General features: G+C 63.9%; 12 protein-coding genes. 1 reads left to right on the top strand and 11 read right to left on the bottom strand.

The features are described from left to right. The first annotated feature begins 178 nt into the window (after positions 1-178). The gene (locus tag AB3X86_RS22325) at positions 179-2,785 is read left to right on the top strand and encodes a PAS domain-containing protein (protein WP_368597672.1); all 2,607 of its coding nucleotides are present in this window, start codon (positions 179-181) and stop codon (positions 2,783-2,785) included. A gap of 43 nt (positions 2,786-2,828) precedes the next feature. Here the strand turns inward: AB3X86_RS22325 and AB3X86_RS22320 are convergent, their stop codons facing one another. From AB3X86_RS22320 to AB3X86_RS22270, 11 genes are all read right to left on the bottom strand, one after another. Continuing rightward, the gene (locus tag AB3X86_RS22320) at positions 2,829-3,950 is read right to left on the bottom strand and encodes an asparaginase (RefSeq protein WP_368597671.1); all 1,122 of its coding nucleotides are present in this window, start codon (positions 3,948-3,950) and stop codon (positions 2,829-2,831) included. Between the two features lie 74 nt (positions 3,951-4,024). Then, positions 4,025-5,443, bottom strand: a complete 1,419-nt coding sequence (gene aspA, locus AB3X86_RS22315) for an aspartate ammonia-lyase (protein ID WP_368597670.1) — start codon at positions 5,441-5,443, stop codon at positions 4,025-4,027. A gap of 95 nt (positions 5,444-5,538) precedes the next feature. Then, positions 5,539-7,005 carry an aspartate/glutamate racemase family protein gene (locus AB3X86_RS22310; protein WP_368597669.1) on the bottom strand — a complete coding sequence of 489 codons (1,467 nt, stop codon included), beginning with the start codon at positions 7,003-7,005 and terminating at the stop codon, positions 5,539-5,541. Then, positions 7,002-8,297 carry a dicarboxylate/amino acid:cation symporter gene (locus AB3X86_RS22305; RefSeq protein WP_368597668.1) on the bottom strand — a complete coding sequence of 432 codons (1,296 nt, stop codon included), beginning with the start codon at positions 8,295-8,297 and terminating at the stop codon, positions 7,002-7,004. Before AB3X86_RS22305 ends, AB3X86_RS22310 begins: the two co-directional genes overlap by 4 nt. Before the next feature lie 187 nt (positions 8,298-8,484). Further along, positions 8,485-9,405, bottom strand: coding sequence for a LysR substrate-binding domain-containing protein (locus AB3X86_RS22300; RefSeq protein ID WP_368597667.1), 921 nt, complete (start codon positions 9,403-9,405; stop codon positions 8,485-8,487). Between the two features lie 94 nt (positions 9,406-9,499). Further along, positions 9,500-10,960: an NAD-dependent succinate-semialdehyde dehydrogenase gene (locus AB3X86_RS22295; protein WP_368597666.1), complete on the bottom strand. Its 1,461-nt coding sequence runs from the start codon at positions 10,958-10,960 to the stop codon at positions 9,500-9,502. A gap of 36 nt (positions 10,961-10,996) precedes the next feature. Beyond that, positions 10,997-11,704 (bottom strand): GntR family transcriptional regulator, encoded by a 708-nt coding sequence (locus AB3X86_RS22290; protein WP_368597665.1) that lies wholly within the window; start codon positions 11,702-11,704, stop codon positions 10,997-10,999. A gap of 11 nt (positions 11,705-11,715) precedes the next feature. Then, on the bottom strand, positions 11,716-12,804 hold the full coding sequence (locus AB3X86_RS22285) for an ABC transporter ATP-binding protein (protein WP_368597664.1): 1,089 nt from the start codon (positions 12,802-12,804) through the stop codon (positions 11,716-11,718). Between the two features lie 28 nt (positions 12,805-12,832). Then, a complete protein-coding gene (locus tag AB3X86_RS22280; protein WP_176111870.1) occupies positions 12,833-13,627 on the bottom strand; it encodes an ABC transporter permease in 795 nt (264 codons plus the stop codon). A 1-nt stretch (position 13,628) separates the two neighbouring features. After that, the gene (locus AB3X86_RS22275; RefSeq protein ID WP_176111869.1) at positions 13,629-14,513 is read right to left on the bottom strand and encodes an ABC transporter permease; all 885 of its coding nucleotides are present in this window, start codon (positions 14,511-14,513) and stop codon (positions 13,629-13,631) included. Between the two features lie 74 nt (positions 14,514-14,587). Further along, a complete protein-coding gene (locus tag AB3X86_RS22270; protein ID WP_176111868.1) occupies positions 14,588-15,619 on the bottom strand; it encodes an ABC transporter substrate-binding protein in 1,032 nt (343 codons plus the stop codon). Positions 15,620-15,678: the final 59 nt, after the last annotated feature.

The following is a 15,678-nucleotide window of genomic DNA, read 5'->3' as shown; positions in this document are numbered from 1 at the left end:
CGCTATTGCACGGCTATATCTCCGACTGTCTGGCTCGCCTTTACCGCATGAACATTCGCATGGTACAAACATCGTGTTTGGCAGTTCGGGCTAGCTAATGTAAGCAGGCACACCATGCGGGCAGCGCTGGATCATCCTCGGCGCCATGTCCGCAGAGGAAACCGATGCAAGGACGCTGATGAACGATCCTGCTCACTTCCTTCCTTCGTTCGTTTGGCGTGCCGATCGCGACGGTGTCGTCCGCTACGCCAACCCGTGGACATCACGGTATCTCGGCATTCCCGCCCTTGAACTGGTCGGGATGCACTGGAAGACCTTCGTTCATCCCGACGACATCGACCATGTGCTCGACGCAGTGCGGCAGATGCGGGACGGTCCGCTGCTCGGCAATGTCGAAGTGCGTCTGCTGCGCGCGGACGGCGAGTATCGCTGGCACGTGTTGCATCTTCAAGCCGAGCGCGACGCGAGTGGCCGCATCGGCGACACGGTGGGCGTCGCGACAGATATCCACGAAGCCCGTCACGCGTGGGCCATGTACGAAGCGAGCGAGCGACGCCTGAAGGCTGCCTTCCACGGCGCTCGCATGGGTGCGTGGGAATGGGACATGAAGAGCCGCGTCGTGCGAATGACCTCGCAACTCGCGGATCTATACGGTTTTCCGCCCGGCACCGATGCGCTTGCGCTATCCGATCTGGAGAACCGTGTCGAACCCGAGTATCGGGCGCTATTCCAGCGGAAGGTCGATGACGCTCTGCGACACGGCGGTCCCTTCGAATTCGACTTCGTGCTGAACGGTGGATCGCCTTCACCACGCTGGCTGCGCATGCGCGGCCACGCGGAATACGAGCACGGTACGCTCGCGCATGTGTACGGCGTCACCTTCGACATCAGCAAGCAGCGGGCAGCCGAAGAGCAACTCAGTCTCAGCGAACGGCGTTATCGTGTGCTGGTGGAATCGACGGGCGCGCTCGTATGGTCGGCCGAGCCGAACGGCGACATCCGGCCCGCAGGCGAGGACTGGAGCCGCTTCACGGGCGACCGCGTGGTCCGTCTGGCGGACTGGGGATGGCTCGACTACGTTCACCCGGACGACCGCGAGGCGGCAAGGCAAGGGTGGGTCGATGTGCTGCAGCGACGCGCGCCCGGATCGATCATGTTCCGCATGCGGCGTTACGACGGCCAGTACAGGATGATGCACGCGCAGGCGGCGCCCCTCTTCGACAGCCACGGCAAACTGCAGGAGTGGTTCGGCACCTCGACCGATGTGACGCCTCAATATGAAGCGCAATTGGCGATCGAAGCGCGCAACCTGCGTCTGTCCGTCGCGATGCAGGCGGCGCGGCTGAACATCGTCTGCTTCGACCTGACCTCGCGCACGCTGTCGTTCGAAGAGGGCCACGCACCGCGGATAGACCATGTGCTCAGCTACGACGAGGCGCTGCGCAACGTGCATCCCGACGACCGCGCGATGCTCGAACAATATGTCTGCCGACTGGCCGAAGGCCACGACCCGGTCGCGAACTTCGAATTCCGCTTGAAGAACGCGCACGGCGAACAATGGATGCACGGCAGCGCGCTGCTTCAGCGAGGCGCGGACGGCAAGCCGTTGCGCATCATCGCCAGCGTGATCGACATCACCCAGCGCAAGCAGCTCGAACTGATGCTGCGCGAAACCGATCGCCGCAAGGACGAGTTTCTCGCGATGCTAGCGCACGAACTGCGCAATCCGCTCGCGCCACTACGCACTGCCATCGCATTGCTCGACAAGCAGCCCGACACGGGCTCGCGCCCCCACGAGCTGATCAACCTGATGCGCCGGCAGGTCGAGCACATGACGCGAATCGTCGACGATCTGCTCGAAGTGTCGCGCATCACCCAAGGCCGCATCGTGCTGCAACTCGAGCCCGTTCTGGTCGGCACGGCCGTCTATCACGCTGTCGAGGCGATCGCGGCGATGGCCGAAGCTCGTCATCAGCAGTTGCACGTCAGTGTTTGCGATCCGACCACGTGGGTATGCGGCGACATCACGCGGATTTCGCAGATCTTCGTCAATATCCTCAACAACGCGAGCAAGTACACGCCGGAGAACGGGCATATCACGGTGAACGTGACGGCCGACGGCGAATGGGTTTCCATCGTCACGCAAGATACCGGCACGGGCATTTCGGCCGAGCTTCTGCCGAAGGTGTTCGAGCTCTTTTCGCAAGGCGAACGCACGCTCGATCGCTCGGATGGCGGCCTCGGCATCGGACTGTCGCTCGTCAAGAAGCTCGTCGAAATGCACAACGGGACGATCGCCGTGCATAGCGACGGCCCCAATCTCGGCACGACGGTGACGGTCCGACTGCCACGTTTGCACCATCATGAACGCCATTCGGCGGTCGCGCTGTCGGAGCCCGCGCCGGGGCACGCGCGAACCGCGTTGCACGTGCTGGTCGTCGATGACAATCGCGACGCCGCCGATTCACTCGCGATGCTGTGCGAATCAGAAGGACATGTGGCCCGCGTCGCGTATTCGTCAACCGAGGCGCTGGACGCGGCACCGTCTTTTGCGCCGGACGTGGCGTTGCTCGATATCGGCTTGCCGGATATCGACGGATACGCACTGGCTAGGCAGCTTCGCCGCAAAGGCGATGCGAAGCCCTTGCTGATCGCGATCACCGGATACGGTCAGACGGACGACAGGCTGCGCGCACAATCGGCGGGCTTCGACTATCACTTCGTCAAACCCGTCAATATCGACAGCCTGCTGAAGCTGCTTTCCTCGCTGATGGAGGGGGGATAGAGCGGCTATCCGTCGCTTGCGATGCCGCGCCGCCCCCAACCCATCACCACGTGCCGCTGAATGCCTGCTGCACCTTGACCGGATCGGTCACGCCGTTGGCCACCAGCAACTGCGTCAACAAGCGCGCCTTTTGCGGATTCAGATCGAGCGATGCGACGAAGCCGCGCTTGTCGTCGTCCACCTCGACGTTCCGGTTCACGAATCCCGACACGAGGCGCGTCGAACGAACCACCACGATGCCTTTTGCCGCCGCGCGGTCGAGCGCCGCGAGGGCCTCCTTCGACATGTCACCATCGCCTTCGCCAGCTACGACGATGCCCTTCGCGCCATCGGAGATCGCATGCTCGATCTGGCGGCCATCCATGTTGCTATGCGCATACACAATATCGACGCGCGGCAATTGCCCGTTCGCGGGCAGGCTCAGCGCGCTGCGCGTCGCTTGCACCGCCGGGATCACGAAGCGCACGCTGGCCGGATCGACATAACCGATCGCGCCCGCGTTCGGCGACGCGAACGCCTGTACCGCCGTGGTATTGGTCTTGGTGATCCAGCGCGGCGCGTGAATCTGATCGTTCATCACGACCATCACGCCCCGGCCACCCGACTGCGGGCTCGCCGCCACTTCGACGGCTTCGTACAGATTGTTGGGGCCGTCGGCGCTGGTGGAACCGCCCGGGCGCATCGAGCCGACCAGTACCACCGGCTTGTCGGAGTGCAGCACGTTGTTCAGGAAGAACGCGGTTTCCTCGATCGTATCGGTGCCGTGCGTAACCACGACGGCGTCGGCCTCGTTGCGCTCGAAAGCCTCGTCGATTCGCCGGGCAAGCTGCAACCAGATCTTGTCGTTCATGTCCTGCGAACCGACGTTCGAGATCTGCTCCGCGTTGATGCTCGCGAGCTTCTCGATGCCCGGCACGCCACGCACCAGTTCCTGCCCCTTCACGTTGCCCGAGTTGTAGCCGATTGCCGAGCGCGGATCGGCGGTGCCCGAGATCGTGCCGCCGGTGGCCAGCAGCAGAACGCGCGGCATTGCGGTGACGGCGCTTGCCTGTTGCGATGACGCGTCGGCCGCCTGCGCGCCGGTACCCGCGGCAAGTGCCACAATCAGCAGCGCCGCCGAACCGCACAGACGCATTGCTTTTCGATTGATCGTGTTGATGCTCATGTTTCGTCTCCACCATCGTTTAAAAGAGTCGCGTGCGTATACACGCGACCTGTCACTGGGAAAACCTTCGTCGCTCATTCCGCCGGGGACATTTTTCTCGGTTGCGTCAGCATGGCCGGTTGAAGGATCTGGTCGAGCTGCGCCTCGCTCAGCAGCCCTTTGTCGATCACGATCTGCGCCACGCTCTTGCCCGACGCCAGCGCTTCCTTCGCGACTTCGGTCGAGTGCGTATAGCCGATGTACGGGTTCAGCGCGGTCACGATGCCGATCGAGTTCTCGACGATCGCGCGCAGCCGTTCGCGATTCGCGGTGATGCCGTCGACGCATTTCGACGCGAGCGTGAGGCACCCCGCGCGCAGATGCGCGACGCTCTTGAACAGGCTGTGCGCGATGATCGGCTCGAACGCGTTGAGCTGGAGCTGACCCGCTTCGGCGGCGAAGCTCACCGTCACATCGTTGCCGATGACTTCGAACGCGATCTGGTTGACGACCTCCGGAATCACCGGATTCACCTTGCCCGGCATGATGCTCGAACCCGCCTGCACCGGCGGCAGGTTGATTTCGCCGAGGCCCGCGCGCGGACCGCTCGAAAGCAGGCGAAGATCGTTGCAGGTCTTCGACAGTTTGACGGCGACGCGCTTCAGTACGCCGGAAAGCTGCACGAACGAGCCGACATCCTGCGTCGCTTCGACCAGGTTCGGTGACGTGGTCAACGCAATACCGGTTATTTCGCTCAGGTGCCTGCAGGCAAGCTGTGCGTATTCCGGATGGGTGTTGATGCCGGTGCCGATCGCGGTCGCGCCGAGGTTGATCTCGCAGATCAGTTGGGCGGCCTCCTTCAGCCGCTCTTCATCTTCGCCGAGCATCACCGCGAAGGTGCTGAACTCCTGGCCGAGCGTCATCGGCACCGCGTCCTGAAGCTGCGTGCGGCCCATCTTCAGGTCGTTGCCGAATTCCACCGCCTTGCGTTCGAACGATGCGCGCAACACGCCCATCGCATCGACGAGTTGCATGATTCCGGCGTACGTGGCGATTTTCAGCGCGGTCGGATAAACGTCGTTGGTGCTCTGGCCGAGATTCACATCCTCGTTCGGATGAAGAATCGCGTATTCGCCGCGCTGTCGCCCGAGATGTTCGAGCGCGAGATTGGCGATCACCTCGTTCGCGTTCATGTTGGTCGACGTGCCCGCGCCGCCCTGAATCACATCGACGACGAAATGCTCGTGCGCGGTGCCTGAGCGCACTTGCCTGCATGCATGCACGATGGCCTGCATCTTCGCTGCGCTCAACAGGCCGAGATCGTGATTCGCAAGCGCGGCGGCTTCCTTCACGCTCGCCAGTGCATTGACGAGGTTCGGATACACGGAGATCGGAAGACCGGTGATCGGAAAGTTCTGCAGCGCGCGCAGCGTGTGTACGCCGTAGTACGCGGTCGCGGGCACGGCGAGATCGCCGAGAAGGTCGTGTTCGATACGTTCGGTCGGTGCAAGCATGAGTTCCTCTCAGGTTCTGAAAACGACAGGCGAGCGGGGTCATCCGGCACACGTCGTGTGCAGGTCCGTCGCGTTACATGGGTGATGCGGTTGGGTTATCGAGGCGGCGCGGTCGCGCAGGCGACGCACTGCTTCGCGAGCACATCGGTCGGATCGACGACGCTCACGCGCGCGCCGTTTGCGCCGATCACATAGGGCTCGCGCAGCAGCAGCGGCAGTTCCGTGCAGCCGAGAACGATCACTTCGACGCCCTCGGCGATGAGTCCGTCGATCGCCGCGGCGAGGTCTTGCTGGCACTGCCCCGCGGTGAATCCGGCCTTCACGCCTTCCTTGCCGTAGATCGCGTCCATCACGCGCGCCTGCAGCGCGGGTGCCGGCACGACCTGCCGCAAGCCCTGCGATTCGAGCGCCTTCTGGTAGACGCCGCTCGCGAGCGTGCCGGAGGTCGCGAGCACGCCGACCGAGCGCAGCGCGGGAAACGACTCGCGCAGATAACGCACGGTCACCGTCAGCATATTGACGATCGGCACGCCGAGATAAGGCTGGATCCGCTCGACGAAGGCATGCGCGGTATTGCACGGGATCGCGATCAGATCCGCGCCGCCCGTTTCGAGTTTCTTGCAGGTCGCGTACAGCGAGATGGTCGGATCGGGTCCATCGCCAATGAGATTCTCCGTGCGATCCGGGATCTGCGGGTTCTGCTCGACGAGCAGCTTGATGTGGTCCTGATCGCGCTGCGCGGGCGTCGCACGCACGATCTTGTGAATGAAATCGACGGTGGCCGCCGGACCCACGCCGCCCACCACGCCGACCTTGAAGATCGTCTCCGGCGTGTGGTACTGGCCGGACACGACGTATTGCGCGTAAGCCAGGTTCGAATCGACGAGCGGCACGCGCAACGCACCCAGTTCATCCGCGACCAGCGCGATTTCGGTGAGGCCCGGCACGATGACGTTGGCGCCCTGCGCGATCAACTCCTCGCAAGCCGCGCGCAGCAATTCGACCGGACGGCCACGCAGATTGCCGCTCTTCACGCCATGCTCGCCATAGACGGCTTCGGTGACGAAATCAGTGCCGTCGCTGATGCGCGGGTGGATCACTTCGAATTCGGGCGCCGCAAAGTACTTCTCGAACAGACGCTTGCGCCGCGTATAGGCCGATGCGAGCACGCCCACGCGGCGCACCGCGGGAAATCTTCTGCGCACGTGGCTACGCACCGCATCGACGATATCGACGATCTGCAGCGGCGAATTGGCTTTCAGTTCGTCGATGAACGTATGGCTAAGGAAGCACGGCAGCACGACCGTCGTCACGCCGCGCTTCTCGAAGCTGCTGATCAGATCGAAGATGTACAGCTTGCGCTGCGTCAGCGTCTCGCTGTCGGCATCGGCGCTGCGAAACGGCTGCTGCTCGAAGATCGCATCGAAGTGCTCGGCGTCGCGCGTGGCCGGCGTCGATTTGATCAGTTTGAAGAACACGTCCGCACTCGCGAGCGGGCCGAGCCCGCCCACCACGCCGAACTTGCGCGCGCTCGTGGCAGCCGTTGCATCGATGCCGCTCATTTCGTCTCGCCTTCGAACTGGCCGAACGAAGCCGTGGCGATCGCCGCGCGGCGCTGCTGGCGCGCCACGCGCTTGCCTTCCCACTTCGCGATGGCTGCCGTCGCGATGCTGTTGCCGATCACGTTGGTCGCGGTGCGCCCCATGTCGAGAATCTGGTCGATCGCGAGCACCAGCACGACGCCCGATGGCGGCAGGTGGAACATCGGCGCCACCGCCGCGACGACCACCACCGAGCCGCGCGCGACACCCGCCATCCCCTTGCTGCTCACCATCAGCACCAGCAGCATCACGATCTGCGTGCTGATCGGCATGTCGATGCCAAACGCCTGCGCGATGAAGATCGCGGCGAACGCCTGATACATCATCGAGCCGTCGAGATTGAATGCATAGCCGAGCGGCAACGTGAAGCCGACCACTTTCTTGTCGACGCCGAATTCCTCCAGCTTCTCCGTCAGGCGCGGATACGCCGCCTCGCTGCTCGCGGTGGAGAACGCCAGCATCGCAGGTTCACGGATCGCCTTGAGCAAGGCCCAGATCGGCTTGCCGAGAAAAGCGTAGCCGGCGAGGATCAACGCCGCCCACAGCAGCGCGAGCCCTGTATAAAAGCTCGCGACGAGCTTGCCGTAGGTGGTCAGCACGTCGAGGCCATGCACCGTGATCGCCGAGGCCAGCGCGCCGAACACGCCGAGAGGCGCGAGACGCATCACGTAATCGGTCAGTTTCAGCATGGTGGGCACGAGCGCTTCGACGCCCGCGATCAGCGGCGCGACGCGCGGGTCCGACTTGATCACGCTGAGCACGATGCCGAACAGCACCGAGAAGACGAGGATCTGCAGGATATCGTTGCGCGCCATCGCATCGATGATGCTGGTAGGGAACGCGTGGGTGACGAAGTCCTTGAAGTTGAGGCTGGACGTGTTCAGGCCGGTGGCCACGTCAGCGCTCGTCTGGGCCATGTGCAAACCCGCGCCCGGTTGCAGCAGATTCGCGAGCACGAGGCCGAGCGCGAGCGAGAACAGCGACGCGCACAGGAACCACGCGATCGAGCGCAGCCCGATGCGGCGCACGTCGCTGGTGCCTTCCATGCCGGCGAGGCCCGACACGAGCGTGGCGAACACGAGCGGCGCGATGATCATCTTCACGAGCCGCAGGAAGATATCGGTGATGATCGAAAAGTAGCCGGCGATTTCCTTCGCGTGCGCGGCATCGGCCGCCGTGCGATGGCAGACATAACCGACGGCCACGCCGAGCAGCATGCCGGCGAGGATGTAGAGGGTAAGCCGATTCTTCATGTGTCTCCGTCCAGGGATGGCGCACGAACGGTCGGCATCGACCGGCGCGCGCTCGGGAATGGCCGGCACATCGCATGTCGATGTACCGCTTTTTGTGTCTGGACGGAATTCTAGAGACGGCAGAACCGCCTTGAATGCTAGTGTTGCATATGGCTATGCAAGTTTCGCATAACGCGGGATAACCCTATCAGCGCTGCTCGGCGGGCCCCGACGAAGCCAGAAGATGCCGCCACAGCGTATCGAGAAGTTCGCTGCGATTCGTCAGGTCACGGTACACGCGCAACTCCAGTTGCAGTTGCCATTCCGAGCGGCCGGCGGCGACGAGTTCGCCGCTGTGGAGTTCGGCGGCGATCGAGCTCTTCGGCAACCATGCGACGCCCTCGCCTTCCAGCACGAGCTTCTTCACGACCTCGGCCATGTCGGACTCATAGTGAAGATGCAACGCGGGCGACGCTTTGCTCTGCTCCATCAGCAACGCGAAGCAGCGCCCAAAGTAGCTGGTCTCGGTGTAGGCGATGAACGGCATCGGATGTTCGATCACGCCGGGCAGACGGTACACGTGCGCAAGCCGCTGATTGGGCCTGCATACCGGCATGAAAGTGTCGACGCCCACGGTCACGCATTCGTACCGGGTCGGATCGAGATGCAACGGCAGATGCGGATGGTGATAAGCGAACATCAGCTCGCAGTTGCCGTTGACCAGCATCAGTATCGAATCGTGCACGTTCGCCGGAATCACGCGCGCGCGCACTTCGCCGACATGCTTCGACAGCGTGCGCAGCCACGCGGGCAGGAAGTTGAGCGCGATCGTGTGGCCCGCCGCGATCTGCAGGCTCGTGCCGGCAATGCGCTGTTCGGTGCGAATGATCGCTCGCGTATCGAACAGCTTGTCGAGGATGTCCTCGGCAGCGTCACGAAACAGTTGACCTGCCGGAGTCAAGGTCGGCGGAAAGCCGCTGCGATCGACGAGATCGGCGCCGACCCATTGTTCGAGCTGCTGAATCCGTCTGCTGAATCCGGACTGCGTGACGTTGCGAAACTCCGCCGCGCGGGAAAAGCTCTGATAGCGGGCGAGCGCGATGAAGTCTTCGATCCACTTGATTTCCATCAGCCATCGGTCTCCGGTCGGGCGACGAAACGGCTCGCCGCTGCGCCCGCAATTCTACGCTTGGCCGTGCCGCACGCTGACTATCGGATCGAGGTCAAACCGCCATGCACAGGTACTTGATCACGAGGTAGTCATCGATCCCGAAGTGCGAGCCTTCCCTGCCGAGACCCGACTGCTTCACGCCGCCGAACGGCGCCACCTCGTTGGAGATCAGGCCGGTATTGATGCCCACCATGCCGTATTCGAGCTGTTCGGCCACGCGCCAGATGCGGCCGATATCGCGGCTATAGAAGTAGGCGGCCAGTCCGAACTCGGTGTCGTTGGCGAGCCTCACCACTTCTTCGTCGCTCGAGAATCGGAACAGCGGCGCGAGCGGGCCGAAGGTCTCGTCTTTCGCCACGGCCATCTGCGCGGTGACGTTGGTCAGCACCGTGGGCTCGAAAAAGCCGTGGCCGAGCGCGTGGCGCTTGCCGCCGGTGACAAGCGTCGCCCCTTTGCCGAGCGCATCGGCGATGTGCGCTTCGACCTTCCTGAGCGCCGCGTCGTTGATCAGCGGACCCAGTGTGACGCCGACCTCCATGCCATGCCCAACCTTCAGGGCTTCTACTGCGGTAGCCAGCTTCGACGCGAACGCGTCGTACACCCGCTCATGCACGTAGAAGCGATTCGTGCACACGCAGGTTTGCCCGTTGTTGCGGTACTTCGATGCAATCGCGCCTTCCACCGCGGCGTCGAGATCGGCATCGTCGAACACGATGAATGGCGCATTGCCGCCTAGTTCGAGCGTGACCTTCTTCACCGTGGGCGCGCTTTGCGCCATCAGCAGTCTGCCCACCCCCGTCGATCCGGTGAACGACAGCTTGCGAACCACTGGGCTGCTCGTCATCGCGCCGCCGATTGCCTTCGGATCGCCGGTCACGACGTTGAGCACGCCCCTGGGCACGCCGGCCCGCTCGGCCAGAACCGCGAGCGCGAGCGCGGAGAACGGCGTGGCTTCGGCGGGCTTCACGACGATCGGGCAGCCCGCCGCAAGCGCCGGGCCCACCTTGCGGGTAATCATCGCGTTCGGAAAATTCCAAGGCGTGATCGCGGCGCACACGCCGATCGGCTCCCTGAGGACGACGAGCCGCTTGTCCGATGCCGGCGTCGCGAGCGTGTCGCCGGCCACGCGTTTGCCTTCCTCGGCGAACCACTCGATGAACGATGCGCCGTAAGCGATTTCGCCCTTCGCCTCGGCGAGCGGCTTGCCCTGTTCCGCCGTCAGGATCAGCGCGAGGTCGTCGGCGTTCTCGATCATCAGCTCGTACCAGCGGCGCATCACGACCGCGCGCTCCTTGGCCGTACGGGCTCGCCACGCTGGCCACGCGGCGTTGGCCGCATCGATCGCCAGCGTCGTTTCGGCCTCGCCCATCAACGGAACGCCTCCGAGCGTTGCGCCCGTTGCCGGGTCCAATACCTCGAAGCTCGCGCCCGAGTCGGCCGGGCACCATTGCCCGTCGATATAAGCCTCATGGCGCAGAAGCGCCGCGTCCTTCAACAGGGTCTTCAATTCCACGTTGCTTTCCTTCGTTACACAAAAATGCGGTTGATGCTAGCCCGCCTGACGCCACCCCGCCTGCTCATGCCCTTCGGCCAGCAGCTTGCGGGCGATTTCGGCCACCCGGTGCACATGCGCGATCGCGGCCTCGCGCGCGGCGGCGCTATCGCGAGCCGCGATGGCCGAGAGAATGCGATCCATCTCGTCGACGGCTTGGCGGCCGCGGTCGTCGGAAGCGATCGTCAGCGCTCGCAGACGGTTGATGCGCGCGGTCAACGACTGCACGATTTCCCAGGCCACATGCTTTTTCCCGCTGATGAACATGCGCTCGTAGAACGCCGAAGTGAGCGCCCTGACGGCCTGATGATCCTGCGCTTCGAACGCCTTCTGAATCTGGCCGATGAAACCAGCGAGATCGGCAACCGTCTGCTCGTCCACATGCTGCGCGCAGGCCATCGCCGCCTCGCCTTCGAGCAGCGCGCGTATTTCGTAGATCTCCGCCGCCGTATCGAAGTCGAGCACGGCGACGATCGGCCCCTGGTTCGGTATCGAGTCGACGAGCCCTTCCGTTTCCAAGTGCCGCAACACCTCGCGAACCACGGTGCGGCTCACGCCGAGAATCTCGCACAGCGAGCGCTCGACGAGCCGCTCGCCAGGATGGAAATGGGCCTCCAGGATCGCCGTGCGCATCTTCTCGAGCGCGAGTTCGCGCAAGGTGGTCGTCGGGCGCTGAACCTTCAGCGATGGCAGTGCGCCGCTCATGGCAGTCGCCGTCATGCTTGAGCGAACAGGCGCACATCGCGTGCATCCCAGTCGACGAGCGCCTGAGTACCGATCGCGATACCGCTGTCGTGCCGATGCGCGGCCGGCATCCGGATCGAGATTTCCTGCTGCCATGGGGTCGCCACCGCGTAGTGCATCGCGTCGCCGAGATACGTGATATCACGCACCGTCACGGGCAGGCCGCTCGTGCCGCTGGCAGTGTGCAGCGCGCTGATGCGCATCTGCTCGGGGCGGATCATCAAGGTGCCGTCGTCACCCGCGCTGAGCGCGGGACTGAAGGCGTCCGACGCGATCTCGTGACCGTTCGGAAACACGCCGTTCATGCGGCCGTCGCTACTCTTCGTGACCTTCACCGGCAAGAAATTCGAATTGCCGATGAAGCTCGCAACGAAGCGCGACGCAGGATTCGCGTACAGCTCCTCGCCGGTGCCCACCTGCTCGATGCGGCCTTTGTTGAACACCGCGATGCGGTCGGACAGGCGCAACGCTTCTTCCTGGTCGTGCGTGACGTAGAGGATCGTCACGCCGGTTTCCTGATGGATGCGGCGCAATTCGAGCTGGATTTCCTCGCGCAGCTTCTTGTCGAGCGCTGACAGCGGCTCGTCCATCAGCAGCACGGGCGGATCGTAAGCCAGCGCGCGGGCGATCGCCACGCGTTGCTGCTGCCCGCCCGACAACTGCGCGGGCATCCGGTCGCGGCACTCGGACAGATGCACGAGCTTGAGCATCTTGTCGACTTTCGCGTTGATCTCGGCTTCCGGGCGCCGGCGCACGCGCAGCGGAAACGCCACGTTCTCGCCGACGGTCAGGTGCGGAAACAGCGTATAGCGCTGAAACACCATGCCGATGTTGCGCTTGTTCGGTGCGACCGCCAGCAGCGGCTTGCCGTCGAGCAGCACGCGGCCGTCGGTGGGCTCCTGGAAGCCCGCGACGATATACAGCGTCGTGCTCTTGCCCGAACCGGACGGTCCGAGAAACGTCATGAATTCGCCCTTGCGCACATCGAGAGAAACCTGGTCGATGGCGACGACGTCGTCGTAGGTCTTGCGCAGACGCTGGATTTGCAGGAATGCAGTCATGGCTTGTTTACCTCGCTGATTACGTCGATTAGCGCGCGCGGCGCAGCACGGCGCCCGCCAGCATCAATACGGTCGTCAATGCGACCAGCAGTGAAGACGCCGCCGCAACGACGGGCGTCAGGTCCTGCCGCAGCGTCGACCAGATACGCACGGGCAGCGTTTGCAATGTCGGGCTCGACATGAAGATCGACACCACGACTTCATCCCACGACGCGAGAAACGCGAAGATCGCGGCGGCGAAGAGGCCGAGCCGGATCGCAGGGAGGGTCACGCGCAGCTTCACGGTGAGCGGCGACGCGCCGCAGATCAGCGCGGCATCTTCGAGCGCCGTATCGAAGCTCACCAGCGAGTTGCTGATGGAGATGATCGAGAACGGCAGCGCGATGATCAGATGGCCGAGCACGAAGCCGGTCATCGTGCCGTTCAGGCCGATGCGCAGAAAGAACGCGTACAGCGCGACGGCCAGAACGACGACGGGCAGCACCATCGGTGTCAGGAAGAAGCCTTTCACCGCTTCGCGGCCGCGGAACTTGCCGCGCACCAGCGCAAGCGACGCAAGAAAACCGAGCAGCACCGAAAGCGCCATCACGATCACGGCCAGCTTCGCGCTCGTCAGCAGCGAGTCGATCCAGCCCGCGTCCGTGAAAAGCTGCCGATACCACTCCAGCGTCCAGCCCGGCGGCGGGAAAATCAGCCACTGCGAATCGCCGAACGACAGCGCGACGATGAACAGGATAGGCAGCAGCAGAAACAGTGCGACGGCCGCGCCTATCGCCACCAGTGCCCAGCGAAGCCCGCCGAGACGATCGAAATCGAGCAACATGTCAGCGTCCTCCCTGAATGGCGCGCGCACTGCCGGTGAAGCGCAATTGCAACGCATAGAGCACGAGCGTCACGCTCAGCAGTACGAAAGCGGCGGCACCGGCGAGGCCCCAGTTCAGCAGTTCCTGCACGAGCTGCGCGATGAGTTCGGCGAGCATCATGTAAGACGGACCGCCGAGCAGCGCGGGCGTGACGAAGTAGCCGAGCGCCATCACGAACACCATCAGCGCGCCGGAGGCCACGCCCGGCATCGCGAGCGGCACGAGGATGCGCCAGAACGCCTGCCAGCGGCTCGCGCCGCAGACCGCGGCGGCACGCAGCGTCGACGGATCGATGCCGCGCAGCGTCGCGTGCAGCGGCATCACGAGGAACGGCAGCATGATGTACGTCATGCCGATCGTCACGCCGGTGAGGTTGTTCACGAGCGCGAGCGGCTCGTGAATCAGGCCGATCGCCATCAGCGCGCGGTTGATCGGACCGGTACCCTGCAACAGCACCATCCACGCGAAAGTCCGTGCGAGCAGGTTGGTCCACATCGACAGCAGCAGGATCGCGAATAGCACGGAGCTGAGCTTGCGCGGCGCGATCGCGAGCAGCCATGCCATCGGAAAGCCCACCAGCACCGTGACGACGGTCACGACCGTCGCGACGAGAAAGGTATTGCCGAAGACGCGCAGATATGTGGTCGAACCGACCAGTTGCTGATAGTTCTCCAGTCCCGGTGTCGGCTCGAGCACGCTGCGCAATAGCAGCGACAGCACCGGCAGCAGGAAGAAGATCAGCAGCAGCAGCATGGCCGGCGTCAGCAGCCAGATGCTGCGCCAGTCGCGCCGCTTGCGCGCGGCCGTCGCGGGCGGATGCGCGACGGTACTCATTACGTTGGGCATGATGTCTCCTGCTCGGTGTCTCTGTGCGCGCCGGTTCATTGCGCGGCCTCGGCTCTAACGTCGGTCGGCGCGGCTTATTTCGATTGCCACGCGTACCAGCGCTTCGCAATCGCGTCGCGGTTATCGGCCCAGTACTTCATGTCGAGATTGATCTGCGAGTCCTTGTACTGGTCGGGCAGCGTCTTCGCCATCGCCGCCGGCATCAGCGCGGCCGACTTCACGTTGATCGGCGCGTAACCCGTCTCGGCGGCGAATTTCGCCTGCGCCTGCGGGCTCGTCGCGGCCGCCAGATACTTCATCGCTTCCGCGCGATGCTTGGCGCCCTTCGGAATCACCAGCATGTCGGCGGCGGTCAGGTTCTGGTTCCATGAGATGGCCACCGGCACACCGGTCTGCGCGAGCGCGTGCAAACGGCCATTCCAGAACATGCCGATCGGCGCTTCGCCCGATGCAAGCAGTTGCTGCGACTGCGCGCCGCCGCTCCACCAGACGATGTCGCTCTTGATCGTGTCGAGCTTCTTGAACGCGCGGTCGAGGTCGAGCGGATAGAGCTTGTTCGGCGGCACGCCATCGGCGAGCAGCGCGATTTCCAGCACGCCCGGCGCCGACCACTTGTAGAACGTGCGCTTGCCGGGGAATTTCTTCGTGTCGAACAGATCTGCCCACGTCTGCGGCTGCGCGCCCGTGTACTTCGACTTGTTGTAGCCGAGCACGAACGAGTAATAGAAGCTGCCCACCGCGTCCGGCGTCGCAAAGCGCGGGTCCAGTTCGTCCTTCTTCACGACCGAGTAGTCGATCGGCTCGATCAGGCCGGCCTTTTGCGCGGCGTACGCGAAGTCGCCTTCCACATCGACGACGTCCCAGCTTACGTTGCCGCTATCGACCATCGCCTTCAGCTTGCCGTAGTCGGTCGGGCCATCCATCAAGACGGTGATGCCGCTCGCCTGCGTGAACGGCTGCGCCCAATTCTTCTGTTGCGACGACTGCGTGGTGCCGCCCCAGCTTGTGAAGACGATCGGGTCGGCGGCGAGTGCGGGCGCTGCCGCGAGCGCCGTCGCGCAAGCAACGAACAACGGCGCGATAAACGGAATGCTTCTGCTGCTCATGTCTGTCTCCGGGATACGGTTGGGTGTTGCTTCGTCGGTCCGACGGCGAGAAAACGCGC

Source organism: Paraburkholderia sp. BR14374, assembly GCF_040948685.1.
GTDB classification, from domain to species: Bacteria; Pseudomonadota; Gammaproteobacteria; order Burkholderiales; family Burkholderiaceae; genus Paraburkholderia; species Paraburkholderia youngii.
The sequence above is the reverse complement of the archived record's forward strand: the minus strand, read 5'-3'. Positions and strand labels throughout refer to the sequence as shown.

What these genes read in the sequence shown, in the direction of transcription:
- AB3X86_RS22325 (WP_368597672.1), top strand. Translation starts at nt 179, where the DNA reads ATGAACGATCCTGCTCACTTCCTTCCTTCGTTCGTTTGGCGTGCCGAT.
- AB3X86_RS22320 (WP_368597671.1), bottom strand. Translation starts at nt 3,950, where the DNA reads ATGAGCATCAACACGATCAATCGAAAAGCAATGCGTCTGTGCGGTTCG.
- aspA (WP_368597670.1), bottom strand. Translation starts at nt 5,443, where the DNA reads ATGCTTGCACCGACCGAACGTATCGAACACGACCTTCTCGGCGATCTC.
- AB3X86_RS22310 (WP_368597669.1), bottom strand. Translation starts at nt 7,005, where the DNA reads ATGAGCGGCATCGATGCAACGGCTGCCACGAGCGCGCGCAAGTTCGGC.
- AB3X86_RS22305 (WP_368597668.1), bottom strand. Translation starts at nt 8,297, where the DNA reads ATGAAGAATCGGCTTACCCTCTACATCCTCGCCGGCATGCTGCTCGGC.
- AB3X86_RS22300 (WP_368597667.1), bottom strand. Translation starts at nt 9,405, where the DNA reads ATGGAAATCAAGTGGATCGAAGACTTCATCGCGCTCGCCCGCTATCAG.
- AB3X86_RS22290 (WP_368597665.1), bottom strand. Translation starts at nt 11,704, where the DNA reads ATGAGCGGCGCACTGCCATCGCTGAAGGTTCAGCGCCCGACGACCACC.
- AB3X86_RS22285 (WP_368597664.1), bottom strand. Translation starts at nt 12,804, where the DNA reads ATGACTGCATTCCTGCAAATCCAGCGTCTGCGCAAGACCTACGACGAC.
- AB3X86_RS22280 (WP_176111870.1), bottom strand. Translation starts at nt 13,627, where the DNA reads ATGTTGCTCGATTTCGATCGTCTCGGCGGGCTTCGCTGGGCACTGGTG.
- AB3X86_RS22275 (WP_176111869.1), bottom strand. Translation starts at nt 14,513, where the DNA reads ATGCCCAACGTAATGAGTACCGTCGCGCATCCGCCCGCGACGGCCGCG.
- AB3X86_RS22270 (WP_176111868.1), bottom strand. Translation starts at nt 15,619, where the DNA reads ATGAGCAGCAGAAGCATTCCGTTTATCGCGCCGTTGTTCGTTGCTTGC.